Raw genomic sequence first — 18,321 nt, 5'->3', positions numbered from 1 at the left:
CAGCAGAGGCGTTCTAACCGAGCCGGGCCAACGCCTGGCGCGCCAGCTGCAATTGCTGCAAATAATAGCGGTGCAACACGGCCGGCTCACTCAGGTCGCGCCCCAGTACCAGGCGCAGCTCGCTGGCAGGGCAGTCGGCGGCCTGGGTCTGCACCTGCGTCCCCAGCTGGCGGGCCAGCTGGCGCGCCGCCTGCTCTTGCGCGGGCCGGTATTCGACGCGCGTGCGCGCTACCTGGAAGCGGGTTTCATTGGCCAGGCGCACCACTTGCACGGGAGCGCCGGCCAGGCTGCGCGCCAGCGCGGCCGCCATGCCCGGCACGCCGTTACCATTCACAATTTCCAGGCGCGGATGCGGCGCACCAGCCCCCGCCACGGACCGCAGCGGCGCGGCGACGGGCACGCGCCGCAGCTGGGCCATGCCATCGCTCTGCGTGATCTCCACGCGCGCCATGGCGGGCGCATCCTGCACCGGAACAGGCGCGGGCACCAGCTGCGGCGGCGCCGCGCCGCGCAACAAGGCCATGTCGCGCCGCAAGTCGTGTTCCTGCAAGCTGGCCGCCTGGCGCCGCATGAGGGCGGCGCGCTCGTGCTGTCCCAGGCGCTCCAGCACCTGCGCCAGATGCTGCCAGGCCAGCGCATTGAGCGGATCGAGCAAACACGCCTGTTCCAGCGCGGGCAAGGCTTGCGCATCGCGCCCGCTCAGATAATAGGCATGGCCGAGATTACTGAACAGATAGGCTGGCTGCGGCCGCGCCATGCCCGTTTCCTGCGTCAGCGCCTGCCACTGGGCGATGGCCGCGTCATGCTCGCCCCGCTGCGCGTGCAGCACGGCCAGGCCGTTGCGCGCGTTCACGTGGCGCGGCGCATGGCGCAGGGCCAGCTCATAGGCCGCCTGCGCGGCGGGCAGGTCGCCCCGCTCGAAAGCCTGGCGCCCCGCCACATAGGCGGCATCGGCGTCAGGCCACGCCGGCACCGGTGCACGGGCCAATTGCGTGGTACAGGCGGCCAGGCCCAGGCAGGCACAGGCGGCGGCCAGGCGGGAGAGCGTCAAGCGCATGGTGACTCCTTTCAGCGGCTGGCCATGGCCGGCACGAGCACGCGATAGACTTCGATCACGGCCGGCCCCATGAGCACCAGCATCAGGGTGGGAAAAACGCAAAAGATCAGCGGGAACAGTAGTTTCAGGGCGATCTTCGCCGCCGCCTCCTCGGCCAGCAGACTGCGCTTGCTGCGCAGGTTTTCCGAATGCACGCGCAGCGAATCGCCCATGCTGGTGCCGAAGCGTTCCGATTGGATCAGCATGGCGACGAGGGTATCGACATCTTCCACGCCGCTGCGCAGGGCCAGGTTGCGCAGCGCCTTTTCCTTGGAAAAGCCGGCGCGCATTTCCATCAGCACCAGTTGCAATTCCTGCGCCAGCACCACGCTTTTGATGTGGATTTCGCCCGACACCTTCACCAGCGCGCGCTCCAGGCTCAGGCCCGCCTCCACGCACACGGTCAGCAGGTCGAGCGCATCGGGGATGTTTTCGAAGATGTCGCGCCGGCGCCGCTTGGCCGTGCTGGCCAGCACCAGGTTCGGCAGGTAATAGCCGATGGTGGCGCTGACGCACAGCAGCAACAGCAGCACGCTGCGCAACTGTGCCGCCATGGCGCTGGCCGCATACAGCCCCAGCACGGTGGGAAACAGCAGGGCCAGCACGGTTTTCGCCGCAAAGTACAGGGCTGGCGCGCTCGCCTGCCGCCAGCCCGCGTTCATGAAGCGCGTGCGCAGCGGCGAACGCTCCCAGCCCTCTTCCGGCAGCGACAGCTTGCTGAACGGCTGCGCCACGCGTGCCACCCGCTCTACCCAGCCATGGTCGGCCACCGCATCGCTGGCCGCCGGCGCCATGGCGCCAAACAGGCGCTGGCGCAAGGTGCCGGGAAAGAAGATCAGCCACGCCAGCAGGGCCAGCGCCACCACCACGGCGAAAACAATCACGAGAAACAGCAGTTGCGAACCGTTCATGCCACCCCCTGTTGTTATATCCTGATCCGTATCACATTGCGCATCCAGACCACGCCCAGTGCCACCATGCCGGCCGCGTACCACAGCAGTTTGATGCCGCTGGGATCGGTCCACAGCAGGCGGATGTATTGCGGATTGACCAGCGCCATGACGCCGATCATCACCACCGGCATCAGTCCCAGCACCCAGGCCGACATGCGTCCCTCGGCCGACAGCACGCGCACCTGCCCCAGCAGTTTCAAACGGGCGCGGATGATGCGCGCGATGCTGACCAGCACTTCGGCCAGGTTCCCCCCCGATTCGCGCTGCACCAGCACGGCGATGACGAGGTAGCGCAAGTCCGTCAGCGGAATGCGCGCGGCCAGGTTTTGCAGCGCTTCGTTCATCGGCACACCGTAATTGATTTCTTCGTGCGCCATCTTGAATTCGCCGCTGATCGGCTCGCTCAATTCATCGCCCACCATCTGCAGCACATTCGAAAACGAATGGCCGGCGCGCAGCGCGCGGGCCAGGAAATCGGCCGCTTCCGGCAATTGCGCCTCGATCTTTTTCAGCCGCGCCGCGCGCGCGCGCAGCACGAACAAACACGGTCCGCTCACGGCGCTGGCCAACAGCAGCAAGGCGCCGGGAAAAGGCATGGACCAAACCGCCAGCAGCAGCAAGGCCGCCAGCAGCAGGGCAGCAGTGACGCCGATGAATTGCGCCACCGACCAGGACAAGCCCGATTGCAGCAGCAGCTGGTCCAGCTGCGCCGCCTGCGGCGCGCGGCGCAGCAAACGCTCCAGGCCGGGCGCACGCGCATAGCGGCGCTGCTTGAGGATGGAGACCCGCTCCCCGCCCGCCTCACCGCGCGCCGCCATCAGCCGCAGGCGCCGGTTGATGCGCCGCGCCGCGCCGCCATGCGTGCCCGCCCACCACAGCCAGGCGCCTTCCACCATCAGGATACAGGCGGCGAACAGCAACACGGCAAAGCCGTAGAAGATCAGGTCCATGATGCGCCCTTCTATTCGTAGATGCGGTCCGGGTCGAACACCGTGTCGGGCACGGGCGCGCCAAACATGCGCAGGCGTTCCGTGAAACGGGGCCGCACGCCCGTGGCGCAAAAGTGGCCCTGCACCTTGCCATCGGCATCCACGCCCGTCTGCTCGAAACGGAAGATTTCATGCATGGCGATGATGTCGCCTTCCATGCCCGTCACTTCCTGCAGGCTGACCAGCTTGCGCGCGCCATCGGTCAGGCGCGACACTTGCATCACCACTGTCACGGCCGAGCAAATCTGCTGGCGCGTGGCGCGCGGCGTCAGGTTCACGCTGGCCATGCCGACCATGTTTTCCAGCCGCGCCAGCGCATCCCTCGCCGTGTTCGAGTGGATGGTCGCCAGCGAACCCTCATGGCCCGTGTTCATCGCCTGCAGCATGTCGAGCGCCTCGGCGCCGCGCACCTCGCCCAGGATGATGCGGTCGGGCCGCATGCGCAGCGCATTGCGCACCAGCGCACGCTGGCTCACTTCGCCCTTGCCCTCGATATTCGGCGGACGCGTTTCCAGGCGCACCACGTGCGGCTGGCGCAGCGCCAGTTCGGCCGCATCCTCGATGGTGACGATGCGCTCGCTGCCGGGAATGAAGCCGGACAGCACGTTGAGCAGGGTCGTCTTGCCGCTGCCCGTGCCGCCCGAAATCAGGATGTTGACCTTGGCCTGGCCCAGCGCCTGCAGCACCTGCACCATGGGCGGCGTCAGGCTCTTGTAGTCGAGCAGGTTGGCGATCGTCAGCGGCTGCACGGCAAAACGGCGGATCGACAGGATCGGGCCGTCGACGGCCAGCGGCGGAATGATGGCGTTGACCCTGGAGCCGTCCGGCAGGCGCGCATCGACCATCGGGCTCGATTCGTCGACGCGCCGTCCCACGCGCGAGACGATCTTTTCGATGATCTTCATCAGGTGCGCATTGTCGTGGAACGTCACGTCCGTCAGCTGCAAGCGCCCGCCGCGCTCGACATACACCTTGTCGCAGGTATTGACCAGGATGTCGGATACGCTGGCATCGGCCAGCAAGGGTTCCAGCGGGCCAAAGCCCAGCATCTCGTGCTGGATGTCGAGCACCAGGCTATGCCGTTCATGCTGGTTCAGCACGATGCGCTCTTCCTCGATGACGCGCTGCACCAGCAGCGCCAGTTCGTGCTTGAACTGCTCGGCCGTCAGGCGCTTCAGGCGTTCCAGGTCGATACGGTCGAGTATCGTCTGGTGCATGGTCTTTTTCAGCTCCTGGTAGGCGTGCAGCGCCAGCGCCCCTTGCCCATTGCTGGCGGGGCGCACTATTTCATTCGCCGCCAGGCGTTCGCGTAAAGTCATCTCGGCTCCCATGATGGCCCCCGGCGGGAGCCTTGACATATCTCCCTGTCCTAAGCTTCGCTGCGGCTGAACAAACGGTCGAACAGGCCGCGGCTTTCCGTCACGCGGCGCGCCGTCACCAGCTCCACCAGCTCGGCCAGGCTGCGCGCCACGGCGCTGGTGCGCGACAGCTGCAGCAGGGGGATGCCCTGGTTGACGGAGTCCGTGGCGGCGACGTAATCGTTGGGCACCGTGTGCACCACTTCCGCGCCCAGCGCCTGTTCCAGGTCCGCAAGGCGCAGGCGCCCGCCCTTTTCATAGCGGTTGACGATCAGGCGCAGGCGCTCGCCCGGATAGCCGAGTGAGCGGAAAATGTCGAGCAGGCGGCGCCCGTCGCGGATATCGGGCAAGGCCAGTTGCAGCACCGGGTAGATGGCGTCGGCGTTGTCGAGCGCGCGCAGCGACAGCGCATCGATCTGGCGCCCCACGTCGAGCACGATGTAGTCGTAGTGCTGGCGCGCCACGGCCAGGATGCGGTCCATGTGTTCCGGTTGCATGTCGACCTTGTGCGCGGGGTCGTCGGCTGCCGCCAGCACGCCGAAGTTCGGCGTCACGTGCACCAGGCACGAGGCGAGGAAGGCGCCATCCATGCGCGCGATCTGGGCGCAGATATCGGACAGGGTCATGGCCGGCTTCTGGTCCGAGACATACAGGGTGGCGTCGCCGAACTGGCCGTGCAGGTCGATCAGCAGCACCTTGCAGCCGGCCAGGCTGGCCAGCGCGTAGGAAAAATTCGTCGACAAGAAGGTGGCGCCGCTGCCGCCCTTGCAGGAAATGAAGGCAAGGACCTTGCCGTCGCGCATCTGCGTCACGCCGGCCTGGATATCCACGCGGTCCATCGCTTCATGGAAGGCCTTGTGCACCAGCGGCAGCTGCAGCACTTCGCGCATGCCGGCACGCATGGCGCGGATCAGCACATCCTGCTGCTGGCCGCGCGTAAGCAGCATCAGCACGGCCAGCGGATACTGGCGCGCCAGCCGTTCCAGCAAGTCCGCCTCGTCGGCGTCAAGGCCGCTGGCGTCGACGATCACCAGCTCGGGCGCTTCGGGCAGCATGCGCTCGACGGCATCGCGCAGGCCGCTGCGCCGCTCCAGCAGGCGCAGCACCGGCATGCGGGCCGCGCCCTGCGCCGCGATTTCATCGTGCAAGCTGGCGTCGCGGGTAATCATCAGGGCTTTCATCGCATTTCCTCGCTTCTTTCAGGTCAACACATTCGGCTGCGCCGTCAAGTGGCGCTCATGGACAAAAACCGGGATTGTCCGGATAGCCCAGCGACTCTGCCACCGCCATGGTGGCCCCGCTGGGCAAACGCACGGCCCCTGCGCCGGCGGGAAACATCATCCCCAGCAGCGGCAGGACGGGCCGGTACGGCATGCTCTCGCAGCGCGCGCCATCGCCGGGCACGCACAGGCGCGCGCGCACGAAGCGGATGCAGCTGGCGCCATGCGGATCGTCCAGGCAATTGATGCGGTTGCGTTGCGGACACCCTGGCATCACCGTCACCGGCACTGCCGCCAGCGCGGCGCCGCCAGCGGCCTGCGACAGATAATCGATGCGCACATACGCGTCGCTGATGCCGCCGCCCAGCGGCAGCGCGCCCGGCGCGGCGCGCAGCACGGCGTGCGTGCGCACGGCCTGCAGCGCGCCGGCATTGCTGAAATCGGTGACGGCGGCGGCGCGCGCGGCGCGCCGGGTGATCTCATGCACCATGTTCCACACGTACACGGCGCGCGCCACTTCCAGCATGGCAAACAGGAAGAGGAAGAATAGCAGCGCCAGCATGGCGAACTCGACAGCGAAGACGCCGCCCTGGCGCTGGCGCTGAATGCGCCGGCGCAGTTTAGTTAACATAGCGCAATGTCGCGTTGGCACGCAGCGGGATCGGCGCCAGCTGCGGCAGCCACTTGCGCGTCAGCTCGGGCAGGAAATCGACGGGCATGTCCACGGACACCTTGATGCGCACCTGCAGCGGCGCCGTGGCGTATGTGCCGCAGTTATAGGCATCGTCGGCATACACGCAATCGAGGCTGACGCTGAACGCCTTCATGTGCGGCGCCGTCTCCGCCATCGCATCGAGCACCATTTGCCGCGCAAACGCGCTGTGCTGCGTGGCCACATCGCCGTTTGTCATCTGCGGCAGCGGCATGGTCGCCAGGTAGCGCGCCGCATCGTGCGTACTTTTCTGCAGGGCCGTGTACACCAGCAGCGCACGGCCGAACAGCAGCACGAAGGGCAACAGGCCCATGAAAAACAGCAGGATCAGGGCCAGCTCGATGGCGGCGACACCGCCCTGGCGACGTGGCGTGCGGCGGAGCGGCTTCATTGCAGCAGCTCCGCCGGGCCCATCAGCGATCCCTCGTTCGCCAGGCCGGCAAATTCGGCGCTCAATACGCCATTGCTGGCCGGCGCCGTCATGAAAAAGCGGCCGATGCCGCGCACCTGCGCCAGCACGTCGCTGCCGGCCGGCAGCGGACAAGCCAGCAGGGGAATATGCAGCAAACGCCGCTGCGCCACGCCCGTGTTGCCGGTCGGCGCCGTCTGGAATCCCAGCGTCTGGTAGGGCGACGTGGCAGGATAGCCGGACTTGGCGGCCGGCGCGGCCGGGCTAGCCGGATACAGCTTGGGCCAGTCGCTGGTGGCAAACGGTAAATAACCGCCGGGCGGCTTCACGCTGCTGTACCTGACCGCCTTGCTAAACGACCATAGCGGTCCATAGCTGCCGAGCGCAGGCGGCGTGGCGTTCGATTCCGGATCGGCCACGGACAGCAGCGGATTGCCCGTGCTCAGGGCGCTGGGTGCGTCGGGCGTATTTGTCATCCACCAGTTCGCCGCCGTATTCGGATACGCGCGGATATTCGTGTCGGGCGGCGCCGTGACGGGATGGCAGCCGCTGCCCGCATGCTGGTTGAAGCGCGCGTTGAAGGCCGGCCACAGCGCGGCGGGAAAGGGCCGGTGCACGTGCACCGACGCACTGCCGATGCGCGGGTACAACACCGTGCCGCTGCAGACAAACGGCAGCACGCTCGACTCGCTGACCTGCAACGACGATCCCAGCATGCCCGGCCGGCCCAGCGGATTGAGCACGAAATGTTCGGCTGCAGGACCATGCGGATTGAGCTTCAACAAGTTGTACGCCACGCCGCGGCGAAAGCCATATTCCAGCAGCTCGACGGCCGGCAGCAGGGCCGCATTCTTACGCGGGCTGGCGGCACTGCCCGACAGCGCGCAGATAGCCAGCGGGGTCAGGTGCAAGCTGGACCGTCCCGCCACCGCGCGCGCGCCCGTGTCCAAGGTGCGCAGCGCCGGCGACCAGGCGCCCAGGAACGCCGTCGCCACCCGCCCCAGCGATGGGTCATTGGCCTGCGTATCGACGCGCACGAACAGCGCCGTGGCAGGATCGGGCACGGCACCCGCAGCATGCCACGCGCTGGCGGGCGCGTCGGGTTCGCTGGCGAAGCGGATGCTGGCGTCCGACAGGACGGCGCCTTCCATGCGGCGCCGCCATGCGCTCCTGTCGGCCGCACTGCTCTTGGCTTTCGTCACGGCAGCCAGCAGGCCCTCGGGCGTACCAACCAGTTCGGATGCCGCCGCCAGCGCCGCGTTGTCGGCCAGGTTCTGCAATTCCGTCTTGCGGCCGATGACCTGCCCCACATCGAGCGCCAGGCCGATAAAGCCCAGCACCACGATGAGCAGGATGGAAAAAGCGATCAGCATCGCCCCGCGCTGGCGCCGGCGTCTATTTGCCATTGCCGCCTCCCAGCATGAATTGCACGGGCTGCGGCGCCTGGCCATTCGGTTCGGCAAACGAGGCACGGTAGCGCTGCATGACGGCGTGCGCGCTGGGGCCATCGAGGCCATCGGCCGGCGTGCGATTGCCGGCGCTGGCCGGATCGCGCACCTGCTGCGCCATGGCCAGGCGCACGGCGTCGCCGAAACGCCGGTCCAGCTGCGGCGTGCTGCCGTGCGCGCAGGCGGCCAGCTGCAGTGCCAGCAGCAGCGCCGCCAGGCGCCGCAGCGACATCAAAAGCGAGTTCGGCATGGCATCTCTCCCCGTCTCATTTCAGCTCGAAACCATAGACCGCGCGCAGTGTCGGCACGGGCGGCGGCGCCAGCGTCCCTTCCATCTTGCCGCCCAACATCAAGTCCGTGCGCGAAGGGGGCGCCAGCTGCGCCGTCGGCAGCACGGCGTCGGCCGGCAAGGGTTTCACCAGGTGCGCGGTAATGACGAACAGCAATTCCGTGCGGTCATGCTGGAAATCCGTGCTGCGAAACAACGCGCCGAGGATCGGTACTTCGCTGAGCCAGGGCACGCCCGCGATATTGCTCACCTGGTTGTTCTTGATCAAGCCGCCGATGGCGTAGCTCTGGCCGTCGTACAGCTGCACCGTGGTCGAGGCGCGCCGCGTGGTGATGACAGGCAGGATCGAGCGGCCGCTGACACCGGCGGCGGAAATGCCCACGCCCTCGCGCGACAGTTCCGACACTTCCGGCGCCACCTTCAAATTGATGCGCCCGCCCGACAGCACGGTGGGCGTGAAGCGCAGGCCGACGCCATATTCGCGCTCTTCCAGCGTGATCTTGTTGTTGTCCTGGCCGACGGGAATGAAGATCTTGCCGCCGGCCAAAAAACTGCCTTCCTGCCCGCTGATCGCCATCACCGTCGGCTCGGCCAGGATGCGCACCAGGCCATCCTGTTTCTGCGCCTCGATGGTCAGCTGCTGGCCATTCGACTTGCGCACGTCGAGCAAGCCGTTGGCCGTGCCGCTGAGGAAATTCGACAGCAAGGTGGTAGCCCAGCTGCCGGACGCAAAACGCAGAGTGGCGCCCACTTCCAGACGCTCCAGCAGGGACTTCGACACTTCGGCAATCTGCACGGCCAGCATCACTTGCTGCGGCGCACTGACGTCGAGCATATTGATGACGCGGCTGTTCGCGCCACCCGCGCCGCCACCGGGCACCGTGGCCACCACCGGCAAGGCAGCGCCATCGGCGGGCTTCGGCAGCGCCAGCGGCGGCGTTGCGCGCCGCACATAGGCGTGTGCCAGCTCGACGGCGCGCAGCACGGCGCCCGCATCCTGCACCGTGCCCGACAGCACCAGGGTATCGGCCACGGCCGTCACGCGGATGGCCTTTTCTTCCGGCATCAGGGCCGCCAGGGTCGCTTGCAAGCCGGCCGGGTCCATGCTGACGCTGACGTTCACCACGCTGCACACGCCGCTGCGTCCCTGGATGATCATATTCGTGCTGCCCACATCGACGCCCACCACGTACAGGGTGTCGGGCGCCACCAGCATGGCTTGCAGCACGGCCGGATTGCCGACGCTGCGGGCCAGCACTGCCTCGGGCAGGCGCAGCATGCTCGACTTGCCCACCTGCAGCTGCAAGTTGCCGGGTGTAGCCGCTTCTCCGCCGCAGCGCGGGCCAGGATCGGCCGCCGCGCCGGCAAGCGGCAACAGCAGGCAGCACAGTGTCAGCAGGGCGCGGTTCATGAGCGTGTCCATGGTTGAGCTAGGTAACAAGGCTAAAAACATTCACGCGACTGGCGCGTCCCGTCGATGACACCGCTGCACTGGCGCGGCGACTCCAGCGGCGCCTTCGCCACGCGCACGGGGCGCGGCGCGGCGGCAGGCACAGGCACGGCGATGGTGGGAGCGGGCTCGGCTTCGTGCGGTCCGCCCAGCAGGGTCAGCTTGGTCGCGCCCGCCGTCACGCCCGGCTGCGGGTCCACCTGGTTGCGCAGCACCAGCGACAAGCTGCCCACGCTGCGCGCCAGGTCCAGGTTTTCGGCCTGTTCCGGCGTCACTTCCAGGGTCACCGCATTGACCACGCGCGGCTTGGTCTCGTCGCGCCCCACTTCCTGCGCCACAGCCAGCACCAGGATGCGTTCGAGGACGATCTTGGAAATGTTGCGGCTTTGCGGAAACGCGCGCTCGCCGGCATCCTGCTGGGTGCTCACGATGATGTCGACATAGTTGCCCGGCAAGGCGAAGCCGGCCACGCCGATCACATCGTTGACGCGCACGGTGATGGCGCGCCGCCCTTCCGTGATCAGGGCCGACAGGCCGCCCAGGGTGCCCACCGGCGCCAGCTTGGCTTCGCTCAGCGGCTCGCCGCGCAGCACGCTGGTTTTCAGCACCCGTCCTGCCAGTGTCGCCGGGTCTTGCAGCGCGCCTTGCGGCAAGCTTTCCGCCGGCCATACAGCCAGGCGCAGCATCTCGGGCGTCAGGCGCTGGCCCAGGTTGACATCGCTGGCGGCGACGACGATCTTGCCCTTGCCAGCCGGCGTCTGGCGCAGCAGCCAGTGCGAGGCCAGCAACACGGCCAGCAGGCCCAGCACCACCGCCAGGGCCATCATCAGCAGGGCGCGCCGGTTTTTCATGCGATGCGCTCGCACAGGCTGGCGGCCGGCATGTCGCAGCTGGCAAACAGGCTGTTCCAGGCCTGCTCCAGGGCGGCCACCGTCAGGCGCGCTTCACAGCCGGCAAAACCGGCAAAGTCGCCTATGCGCGTCAGCAATTCCTGCGGATAGCTGGCCAGCAAGGGCCGTCCCTGCGCGCCATGCAGCTGCAGCAGGTGGTTCACGGCCAGTTCATCGATGGCCATGCCGGCCAGGCGGCATTGCTGGCGGAACAGGGCGCGATAGGCGCTCTCGGCCAGCGGCCCCACCTGCACCTTGTAGCCGATGCGGCGCAGCAAGGCAGGATCGAACAACTCGCCCGGCGGCACATTCGTGGCCAGCACCAGGGCGCTGTCGAACGGCACGCTGATCTGCACGCCGCCGGGCAAGCCCAGCTGGTCGCTGCCGCGCGCCAGCGGCTGCATCAGCCGCGTCAGCAGCTCTTGCGCGCCCAGACGCTGGCGGCCCAGGTCGTCGATGATCAGCATGCCGTTATTGGCCCGCACATGGGGCGGTGCCTGGTAGCAGCCGCCGCTGGCGTCATGGCGCAGCTCCAGCATGCCAGCGTCGAGCTCGGCGCCCACATGGATCACGGGACGCTGGCACAGCACCCAGCGGATGTCGGTGCTGCGCCGCTCCAGCGCCTGGCGCGCATGGCTGACATGCTGCGGCGCGGGCGGCAGGTGCTGGGCAGGATCGTACAATTGAATGATGTCCTGGCCGACAACGATGGCGTACGGCACGGCGACCAGCCCGTGCAGCAATTGGCCCAGTTGCAGCGCCAGGGTCGACTTGCCGCTGCCGGGCGGACCGTACAGCAGCAGCGAGCGCCCCGAATGCAGGGCAGCACCCACCACATCGAGCATGCCCGGTCCCGCATGGGCACTGCCCAGCACGGCGGCCAGGTCATCGCTGCCCACGCGCTGTTCCTGCGCCAGCCACGACTGGCGCGCCACCATGGCACGGTACGCTTCCAGGGTGACGGGGGCGGCGCCGATATACGCGCAGCGCTCGAGGAAGGCGCTGGCACGCTGCTTGCCGGCACCCGTCAGCTGGTATTGCACGTCGATATCGGATTCGCCGCGCCAGGCCACTTCGGCCATCTGCTCGGCCACCATGAAATCGAGTACTTCACGCAAGACATTGATCGACAGGCGCAAGCGCGTCGTCAGTGCGGACAGGTGCGTCTTGCCGCCCACAAACATCAGCTTGGCGATCAGTTCGACCACCAGCGGCCGCTCCAGGCCCGTTTCGCGCAAGCTCTTTGGCTGCGGCGGCAAGGGCGGCATCAGGTTCGCGTCGGCGGGGCGCGGCGTACTCTCGGTGCTCATGGAATAGTCGACCTCGGTCATCCTGTGTCTCCAAGCCGGTTAAGACTGCATTGAACAGAATTCATTCTAGCCAGCGGGGACTGGCGCCCATTGATTCAGAGCAATGAATAACAATCAGAAATAATGCCGCCCTTGCACCACCAGGCAGCCCAGGGCAATGGCCAGTCCGTACGGCATGTTGCCCACGCTGGCGCCGCTGCCCAGTGCGGCGGGCGCCAGCGGGATGCCGGCCATGCGCGCAATCATTGGCCACAGCAGCTGGCGCAGATTGCCCAGGCAGGCGCGCCACTTGCCCTGGTACGTGATCATCAGCACGGCCATCAGGCCGCCCAGCACAAAGGTGGCGAAACAGATCTGCAGCACGGGCCAGGGACCGGCAAAGGCGCCCACCATGGCGATCAGCTTGACGTCGCCGGCGGCCATGCCGCGCAGCACGTATAAAGGCAAAAACAAGAAGAAGCCCGTCGCCATGCCGCCCAGCCACAACGACGGCACGCTTTGCGGCCACAGCCACAGGTGCAAGGCCAGCGCGGCCAGCATGCCGGACAGCACCAAACCATTCGGTATCTTGCGGCATATCAAATCACTGACGGCAGCCCCCGTCACAAAGCACAACAACAGCAGGTCGCACAAGGCAGTTGCAGGCATGGCACACCTCCCGAAAAAACCCGCCACCGGCCGGCCAGCGGCGGGTACCCGCTTAGGGCGTCAACACCAGGTTCGACGAAATGTCGGTGAGGACGGCCAGCAAGTTGGTCTTGATCAGCAAGAAACCGGCCGTGATGGCGGTAGCCATCAAGGCCGCAATCAAGCCGTATTCGATTGCCGTAATGCCATCCTCATCCTTGACAAACTGCTGTACTGCCGACAGGAAGGTATGCATGACAAGCTCCCAAAAGTGAATCACAAGTCCCTGGCGCAATCGGGTGTGAAACATTGCCCATTCCTGCTAATATGTTTCCTGCCGTAAATTTCTGCGCCATTGCATTGACTATAAAGCGTCCATATTTTGGCAAATTGACGCGCCACAAGTTTCCACATGGAAATTATCAAACCTTGTTGAAATGACGGCTGATGCAAACAAATGTTGCGATCAGGATTGAAAGCCTTCGTCAACGCAAGTTTTTTGCAACGCAGTGCATGAATCTCATGTATTTACATGAAATATTGCATACGTTAATTGCCTATTAGGCAAAAAGACATTATCCTGCTTAGCTCTTCTTTGGAAAGGCCTCTCGCCCTGCGGTAAAGAGCGTCATGCCACCAAATAAATCTTGGCTTCTTGTAGACGGACGCGAACATGCTCTTGCTTGATGCAATGCTGCTATGACGACACTTGTGTGACTACTTTCCAGAGATCGACAATGGATTCCCTACTGAAACACATGGTGGACATGACCGGGCACCGCGACCATACGATGCTCGACATCTCCGTGATCTCGGCAGTTCAAGAGCTCGCTTCCGCGTCGCAGACCCGTGTGCTGGCAATGACCACCGTGCGTGGCCAGGTGTTCGTGCGGTCGCGGGCCATTATCGTGGCGGGCAGCGTGGCCCGCATGGAAGACAATCCCGACCCGGCGCTGCCGGGTGAACCGCTGTCGGACTATCCGGCGCTGGCCGCCTGCATCGCGCGCCATGAAGCGAGCGCCGATACCCTGTGCGCCGACGGCCGCCACCTGCTGTGGCTGCCCATCTGGATCGGCGACCAGGTCACCACCTGCCTGGAAATCACCAACCCCACGCCGTACACGGGCGCCACCATTCAGGTAATCGGCGGCATCGTCAGCGTGTACCGCAATTTCCAGAACCTGCTCGACTACAGCGAACGCGATTCGCTCACCGGCTTGTTGAATCGCAAGACCTTCGACGACCAGCTGGCGAAAATCCTGCAAAGCCGCGGCGAACCGGAAGCGGAGAAGCCGCTACCCGTCGATGAAGAACGGCGCCACCATACGGACACGGAACGGCAATGGCTGGCCGTGATCGACGTCGATCATTTCAAACTGGTCAACGATAAATTTGGCCACCTGTATGGCGATGAAGTGCTGATCCTGATCGCCAACCAGCTGCAATCGTCGTTCCGCTCGCAAGACCGCATCTTCCGCTTCGGCGGCGAGGAATTCGTCGTGCTGCTGCGCTCGATCACCCTGGAAAATGCGCAGAAAATCATCGACCGCTTCCGCACCAATGTCGAAACGCATAACTTCCCGCAAGTGGGCAGAGTCACCGTCAGCGTGGGCTTCGTCAGCATCAACGCCTACGAGGCGCCCGTCATCATTCTCGGCCGCGCCGACCAGGCCCTGTACTACGCGAAAAGCCATGGCCGCAACCTGGCTTGCCACTATGACGAGCTGGTCGCCAAGGGCCTGTTAACGACTATCGCCTCGAACGATACTGCGGAATTTTTCTAGGCGTCCGCGAGGGAAAGAAAGCGCATGGGATCGACCTGCCACTTGGCAGCCGACTCATGGCCGACGATCTTGTCGCCGCCGCCAAAACCAAAGCCGCGCGACAGGTCGACTGTCTCGGGCTTGATGTAGGCATTGCTCTTCGTACTGAAAAACACATTCACCTTCGGCGCCAGCAGATTGCTCTCGTGCGCCTCGATGACGACGGCCAGGCGGCCCGATTCCAGCATCACCATGGTGCCGACCGGATAGATCCCCACGCAGCGCATGAAATCCTGCGCAAACACGGGATTGAAATGGAATTTGCTCCACTCATAAATCTTGCGCAAGGCTTCGGCGGCGGCGATGCCCTTGTGATAGCTGCGGTCGGACGTCAGCGCGTCATACACGTCGACGATGGCGGCCATCTGCGCCAGCTCGCTGATGGCGTCACCGGCCAGCTGGTCCGGGTAGCCGCTGCCGTCGCGCCGCTCATGGTGGTGCAGGGCGATGTCGAGGGGAATGGCGCCCACCTCGGGCGAGCGGCGCAGGATATCGTAGCCATCGCGCGGATGGCGCTTGATCAGGGCAAATTCTTCCGGCGTCAGGGGACCGGGTTTGTTCAGCACGCTGTCGGGCACCAGCGCCTTGCCCGTGTCATGCAGCAAGCCGCCCAGGCCGGCTTGGTGCGTGGTGACCCCATCGACGCCCCGCGAGCGGCAAAACGCCACCAGCAGCGCGCACACGCTGACGGAATGCAAGAAGGTGTAGTCGTCCTTGTTCTTGATGCGCAACAAGCCGACGAGGGCGCCGGGATTGCGCAAGATCGATTCGGTGATATCTTGCACCGTGTGCTGCACGCGGTCGATCTCGACGGCCTTGCCCAGGCGCACATCAGCCATCACCGTGCGCACCAGGCTCGATGCCTGCCGCCGCACCTGTGTGGCGCGCGCCAGTTCCATGCCCAGCGACACGCGCGTAACCACCTGCGGCGGAGTGGCGATCTGCACCAGTTCGCGTTCCGTCTCGGCCCGCGCCTGCGCCACCGTGGGCGCATCCTGCACGTCGAGGCCCTTGCCGCTGTCGATCACCACGTCATGGATGCCGGCCTGCACGATCTTGCGGATTTCATCATCGCTGCGCAACAGGAAACGGTTGCGCACGAACGGATGCGTCATCCAGTCGCAGCTGAGGTCATGGACGTACATGCCCACTTTTAATTGAGACGAATCAACTTTCTTGAGCATGCTGTCATCCCACAAATACGCGTCTGGAGCACCGAAGGCGCTAGAATGAGTATAACAAAATTGTTATTCTGCTGGCCGCGTTCGGCGCTGCGGCGCAACACCCTGTTTTTTCCGCTCACCGCGCTGTTGTCGGCACCCTTGCCGGGCAATGGCGCACGCACCGCTTTGGGACCCATGGAACTGCGCCAATTACGCTACTTTGTTGCCATCGTCGACCACGGCTCGCTGTCGCGCGCGGCTCTGATCCTGCATGTGGCGCAGCCGGCCTTGACGCAGCAGCTGCGCCAGCTGGAAGAAGAACTGGGCGTGCAGCTGCTGCACCGCTCGGCCCAGGGCGTGCTCAGCACGGACGCGGGCAAGGTGTTTTACGAACACGCGCAAGCGATCCTGAAACAGGTGACCGACGCCCGTTCGGCCGTCACGCAAAGCGCCACGCGGCCGTCCGGCAATGTCACCCTCGGCTTGCCGCACAGCATCTCCGGCGCCCTGGCCCTGCCCTTGCTGCTGGCTGCGCGCGAGCGCTACCCCGAAATCACCCTGCAACTGACGGAAGAAATTACGGGTAACCTGAACGAACAATTGAAATCGGGCCGCATCAACCTGGCTGTGCTGTTCGACGATGGCCAGCTCACGCCGTTTGCCTGCAGCCCGCTGGTGGAAGAAGAGATGCGTTTTATCTGCCGCAGCGATTCGCCATTCGCGCCCGCCGGCCATGCCGTGTCGTTCCCGCAGGCACTGAGCGCCACCCTGATCCTGCCGGGCCTGCAGCATGGCGTGCGGCCGCGCATCGACAGCCGCGCGCGCGAACTGGGCCTGGAGACGGCAAACGTGATCGAGATCAACTCGATCGCCATCCTGAAATCGGCCATCCTGGCCGGCATGGGCGCCACCATCTTGCCGGCCGCGCCCCTGCTGGCCGAACTGGACAGCGGCGTCATGCGCAGCTATGCCATCCACAGCCCCGTGCTGTCGCGCACAGTGGCCCTGTGCGCGTCGAAGAACATTCCCCTGACGAATGCAGGCAACGCCGTAAAAAACCTCGTGCTGCAAGTGGCCGCCGAGCTGTGCGGCAGCGGGCGTTGGGTGGGGGCGCATGTGCTGTCCGCATAGCATCGTCTGCGCATCGCCATACCAAAAATACTATCAATTATTTCCATAAAGAAATATCATACCGCATTATCTATTTCGCAATAATGCCTTATGCCATACCTTCGCCCTCTCTTGTCTTTCCTGTTTGTCTGCACGGGCGCCCTTGGCGCATGGCATAGCGCCATGGCCGGCGGACCAGAAAAATCCATGCCCGCCTTCGAATTGCTGCTGCGCGACGTCACGCAGCCTATCAAGAGTGAGGATATCGACGTCGTCGTCTTCATGTCGCCGGAAGAATGCACGCCAGCCACCGGCAAGAATCTGTTCGGTCAAGTCTTAGCAAAAGATAATACGTCAATGCTGCATAGCTGGACTTGCCGCGCCCTGATGGAAGCGGCCGCCGATCCCGCGCAAAAGCTGGCGTTCATCCCCACGCTGTCGAGCGCGAAGCAGCCTTCCGCCCTGGCCACCGTGCAGGCATTGCCAGCCAGCCCGACGGGACGCCGCTATGCCGCCCTCGTCAACTGGCATATCGAGAACGTCACTTCTACGTCGAGCTGCAGCTTCATCGCCTGCGTTTTTTCCTTCACCATGAGCAGCGAAATCGCCGTCGTTGACCGCCTCGACAACAAGTTGATCTGGCACTCGATCCAGAATATCTCCAATTCCATCTTCTCCGACCGCTATGACGAAAAGACGGGCCCGAGCTTGGGCGCGCAGGCGATCTCCACGGCGCTCATTCCCGTGCTGGCAGAAAACCGGGCACAGCTCGGCGACGCCGCCGGCGTGCTGCGCAGCACGGCGCTGGAAGCTGACTCCGCCATCGCCCCTCCCGGCACGGCCCTGGGCACGAAAGCCAACCTGATCATCTTCAACGACTACAACAACAGCAGCAAGCACAGCAGCGACGCCTACGTGGGGCGCCTTTACGATCTGAAGGCGCCACACTTGCCGAAAAAAACCAGTTTCACCTTTTACAATGCCGTCTACAGGAGCTACGTTGCCTTGCAATTAGTCCCCGGGAAGTACGACATCTCGTTCACGACAGAACCGTATAGCGTGGAGATCCAGGCCGGCGGCGCGCCCGTGTATCTGCGTTTATCCAAGGGGATGTTCAACAAGGCGAAGGTGGACAGAATCGATGCCGGAGAAGCCCTGGCACTGGCCCTGAAATCGACCAATCTGCTCTTGCCGGAAGCGACGCCCGCCTCCCACCCGCAACGGCCCCGTCCCGTTTTCTGGACCCAGCCCTGAGTCCTCGCGTCTCCCCAAATGGCGGCTGGCCCGCCATATCATTTTTTCTTATACCCCCATCGCCAAACCGTATTTGCCCCTTCCGCCCCCCCGTTCTACACTGACCACATTAACTATTTTAAATTTAAAATAGTTATGTGCCGCCCACACGCGGCCATCCCGTCTGCACAGCGCGCGCCTTACCGGGCGCGACCTTGTACAGCCGCTATCTGAAACACCC

18 protein-coding genes are annotated in these 18,321 nt (G+C 65.0%); 3 read left to right on the top strand and 15 right to left on the bottom strand.

Annotation, left to right across the window (positions count from 1 at the left end; genetic code table 11):
* Positions 1-13 precede the first annotated feature (13 nt).
* The 14 genes from ACQ4W0_RS08340 to ACQ4W0_RS08275 all read right to left on the bottom strand — a co-directional run bounded on the left by ACQ4W0_RS08340 (position 14) and on the right by ACQ4W0_RS08275 (position 13,007).
* Positions 14-1,057: a LytR C-terminal domain-containing protein gene (locus tag ACQ4W0_RS08340; RefSeq protein WP_436576343.1), complete on the bottom strand. Its 1,044-nt coding sequence runs from the start codon at positions 1,055-1,057 to the stop codon at positions 14-16.
* Between the two features lie 11 nt (positions 1,058-1,068).
* Positions 1,069-2,007 carry a type II secretion system F family protein gene (locus tag ACQ4W0_RS08335; RefSeq protein WP_436576342.1) on the bottom strand — a complete coding sequence of 313 codons (939 nt, stop codon included), beginning with the start codon at positions 2,005-2,007 and terminating at the stop codon, positions 1,069-1,071.
* Positions 2,008-2,021: 14 nt separating this feature from the next.
* Positions 2,022-2,999 carry a type II secretion system F family protein gene (locus tag ACQ4W0_RS08330; protein WP_436576341.1) on the bottom strand — a complete coding sequence of 326 codons (978 nt, stop codon included), beginning with the start codon at positions 2,997-2,999 and terminating at the stop codon, positions 2,022-2,024.
* An 11-nt stretch (positions 3,000-3,010) separates the two neighbouring features.
* Positions 3,011-4,357, bottom strand: coding sequence for a TadA family conjugal transfer-associated ATPase (locus ACQ4W0_RS08325; protein ID WP_436576340.1), 1,347 nt, complete (start codon positions 4,355-4,357; stop codon positions 3,011-3,013).
* 50 nt (positions 4,358-4,407) lie between these two features.
* Positions 4,408-5,577, bottom strand: coding sequence for a CpaE/TadZ family protein (locus ACQ4W0_RS08320; RefSeq protein ID WP_436576339.1), 1,170 nt, complete (start codon positions 5,575-5,577; stop codon positions 4,408-4,410).
* A 55-nt stretch (positions 5,578-5,632) separates the two neighbouring features.
* Positions 5,633-6,247, bottom strand: a complete 615-nt coding sequence (locus ACQ4W0_RS08315) for a TadE/TadG family type IV pilus assembly protein (RefSeq protein WP_436576338.1) — start codon at positions 6,245-6,247, stop codon at positions 5,633-5,635.
* A complete protein-coding gene (locus ACQ4W0_RS08310; RefSeq protein WP_436576337.1) occupies positions 6,237-6,719 on the bottom strand; it encodes a TadE/TadG family type IV pilus assembly protein in 483 nt (160 codons plus the stop codon). The genes ACQ4W0_RS08315 and ACQ4W0_RS08310 overlap by 11 nt, the downstream gene beginning before the upstream one ends.
* Complete coding sequence (locus ACQ4W0_RS08305) at positions 6,716-8,143, bottom strand: pilus assembly protein TadG-related protein (protein ID WP_436576336.1); 1,428 nt, start codon at positions 8,141-8,143, stop codon at positions 6,716-6,718. The genes ACQ4W0_RS08310 and ACQ4W0_RS08305 overlap by 4 nt, the downstream gene beginning before the upstream one ends.
* Positions 8,133-8,435, bottom strand: a complete 303-nt coding sequence (locus ACQ4W0_RS08300; RefSeq protein ID WP_168208485.1) for a hypothetical protein — start codon at positions 8,433-8,435, stop codon at positions 8,133-8,135. Before ACQ4W0_RS08300 ends, ACQ4W0_RS08305 begins: the two co-directional genes overlap by 11 nt.
* A gap of 16 nt (positions 8,436-8,451) precedes the next feature.
* Positions 8,452-9,885: a type II and III secretion system protein family protein gene (locus ACQ4W0_RS08295; protein WP_436576335.1), complete on the bottom strand. Its 1,434-nt coding sequence runs from the start codon at positions 9,883-9,885 to the stop codon at positions 8,452-8,454.
* Between the two features lie 32 nt (positions 9,886-9,917).
* Positions 9,918-10,775, bottom strand: coding sequence for a Flp pilus assembly protein CpaB (gene cpaB, locus ACQ4W0_RS08290; protein ID WP_436576334.1), 858 nt, complete (start codon positions 10,773-10,775; stop codon positions 9,918-9,920).
* Positions 10,772-12,145 carry an ATP-binding protein gene (locus tag ACQ4W0_RS08285; RefSeq protein ID WP_436576333.1) on the bottom strand — a complete coding sequence of 458 codons (1,374 nt, stop codon included), beginning with the start codon at positions 12,143-12,145 and terminating at the stop codon, positions 10,772-10,774. Before ACQ4W0_RS08285 ends, cpaB begins: the two co-directional genes overlap by 4 nt.
* Positions 12,146-12,238: 93 nt before the next feature.
* Positions 12,239-12,772, bottom strand: a complete 534-nt coding sequence (locus ACQ4W0_RS08280; protein ID WP_436576332.1) for an A24 family peptidase — start codon at positions 12,770-12,772, stop codon at positions 12,239-12,241.
* A 52-nt stretch (positions 12,773-12,824) separates the two neighbouring features.
* A complete protein-coding gene (locus tag ACQ4W0_RS08275; RefSeq protein WP_034752975.1) occupies positions 12,825-13,007 on the bottom strand; it encodes a Flp family type IVb pilin in 183 nt (60 codons plus the stop codon).
* Positions 13,008-13,488: 481 nt separating this feature from the next.
* Between ACQ4W0_RS08275 and ACQ4W0_RS08270 the strand changes: the two genes are divergently transcribed.
* Complete coding sequence (locus tag ACQ4W0_RS08270) at positions 13,489-14,535, top strand: GGDEF domain-containing protein (RefSeq protein WP_436576331.1); 1,047 nt, start codon at positions 13,489-13,491, stop codon at positions 14,533-14,535.
* Here the strand turns inward: ACQ4W0_RS08270 and ACQ4W0_RS08265 are convergent.
* Entirely contained in the window at positions 14,532-15,758 is a 1,227-nt protein-coding gene (locus ACQ4W0_RS08265) for an HD-GYP domain-containing protein (RefSeq protein ID WP_436576330.1), read from the bottom strand. The two genes, ACQ4W0_RS08270 and ACQ4W0_RS08265, sit on opposite strands and share 4 nt — an antisense overlap.
* A 174-nt stretch (positions 15,759-15,932) precedes the next feature.
* Here ACQ4W0_RS08265 and ACQ4W0_RS08260 point away from each other — a divergent pair, with 174 nt between their 5' ends.
* Positions 15,933-16,868, top strand: a complete 936-nt coding sequence (locus ACQ4W0_RS08260; RefSeq protein WP_436576636.1) for a LysR substrate-binding domain-containing protein — start codon at positions 15,933-15,935, stop codon at positions 16,866-16,868.
* Between the two features lie 186 nt (positions 16,869-17,054).
* Positions 17,055-18,101, top strand: a complete 1,047-nt coding sequence (locus tag ACQ4W0_RS08255; protein WP_436576329.1) for a hypothetical protein — start codon at positions 17,055-17,057, stop codon at positions 18,099-18,101.
* The last annotated feature ends 220 nt before the right edge of the window (positions 18,102-18,321 follow it).

The organism is Janthinobacterium breve (assembly GCF_051380895.1).
Taxonomy (GTDB): Bacteria; Pseudomonadota; Gammaproteobacteria; order Burkholderiales; family Burkholderiaceae_D; genus Janthinobacterium.
The sequence above is the reverse complement of the archived record's forward strand: the minus strand, read 5'-3'. Positions and strand labels throughout refer to the sequence as shown.

Coding starts and splice junctions, on each gene's coding strand:
- cpaB (WP_436576334.1), bottom strand. CDS start 10,775: ATGAAAAACCGGCGCGCCCTGCTGATGATGGCCCTGGCGGTGGTGCTG.
- ACQ4W0_RS08295 (WP_436576335.1), bottom strand. CDS start 9,885: ATGAACCGCGCCCTGCTGACACTGTGCTGCCTGCTGTTGCCGCTTGCC.
- ACQ4W0_RS08260 (WP_436576636.1), top strand. CDS start 15,933: ATGGAACTGCGCCAATTACGCTACTTTGTTGCCATCGTCGACCACGGC.
- ACQ4W0_RS08300 (WP_168208485.1), bottom strand. CDS start 8,435: ATGCCGAACTCGCTTTTGATGTCGCTGCGGCGCCTGGCGGCGCTGCTG.
- ACQ4W0_RS08325 (WP_436576340.1), bottom strand. CDS start 4,357: ATGACTTTACGCGAACGCCTGGCGGCGAATGAAATAGTGCGCCCCGCC.
- ACQ4W0_RS08305 (WP_436576336.1), bottom strand. CDS start 8,143: ATGGCAAATAGACGCCGGCGCCAGCGCGGGGCGATGCTGATCGCTTTT.
- ACQ4W0_RS08280 (WP_436576332.1), bottom strand. CDS start 12,772: ATGCCTGCAACTGCCTTGTGCGACCTGCTGTTGTTGTGCTTTGTGACG.
- ACQ4W0_RS08255 (WP_436576329.1), top strand. CDS start 17,055: ATGCCCGCCTTCGAATTGCTGCTGCGCGACGTCACGCAGCCTATCAAG.
- ACQ4W0_RS08265 (WP_436576330.1), bottom strand. CDS start 15,758: ATGCTCAAGAAAGTTGATTCGTCTCAATTAAAAGTGGGCATGTACGTC.
- ACQ4W0_RS08340 (WP_436576343.1), bottom strand. CDS start 1,057: ATGCGCTTGACGCTCTCCCGCCTGGCCGCCGCCTGTGCCTGCCTGGGC.
- ACQ4W0_RS08330 (WP_436576341.1), bottom strand. CDS start 2,999: ATGGACCTGATCTTCTACGGCTTTGCCGTGTTGCTGTTCGCCGCCTGT.
- ACQ4W0_RS08315 (WP_436576338.1), bottom strand. CDS start 6,247: ATGTTAACTAAACTGCGCCGGCGCATTCAGCGCCAGCGCCAGGGCGGC.
- ACQ4W0_RS08310 (WP_436576337.1), bottom strand. CDS start 6,719: ATGAAGCCGCTCCGCCGCACGCCACGTCGCCAGGGCGGTGTCGCCGCC.
- ACQ4W0_RS08275 (WP_034752975.1), bottom strand. CDS start 13,007: ATGCATACCTTCCTGTCGGCAGTACAGCAGTTTGTCAAGGATGAGGAT.
- ACQ4W0_RS08320 (WP_436576339.1), bottom strand. CDS start 5,577: ATGAAAGCCCTGATGATTACCCGCGACGCCAGCTTGCACGATGAAATC.
- ACQ4W0_RS08270 (WP_436576331.1), top strand. CDS start 13,489: ATGGATTCCCTACTGAAACACATGGTGGACATGACCGGGCACCGCGAC.
- ACQ4W0_RS08285 (WP_436576333.1), bottom strand. CDS start 12,145: ATGACCGAGGTCGACTATTCCATGAGCACCGAGAGTACGCCGCGCCCC.
- ACQ4W0_RS08335 (WP_436576342.1), bottom strand. CDS start 2,007: ATGAACGGTTCGCAACTGCTGTTTCTCGTGATTGTTTTCGCCGTGGTG.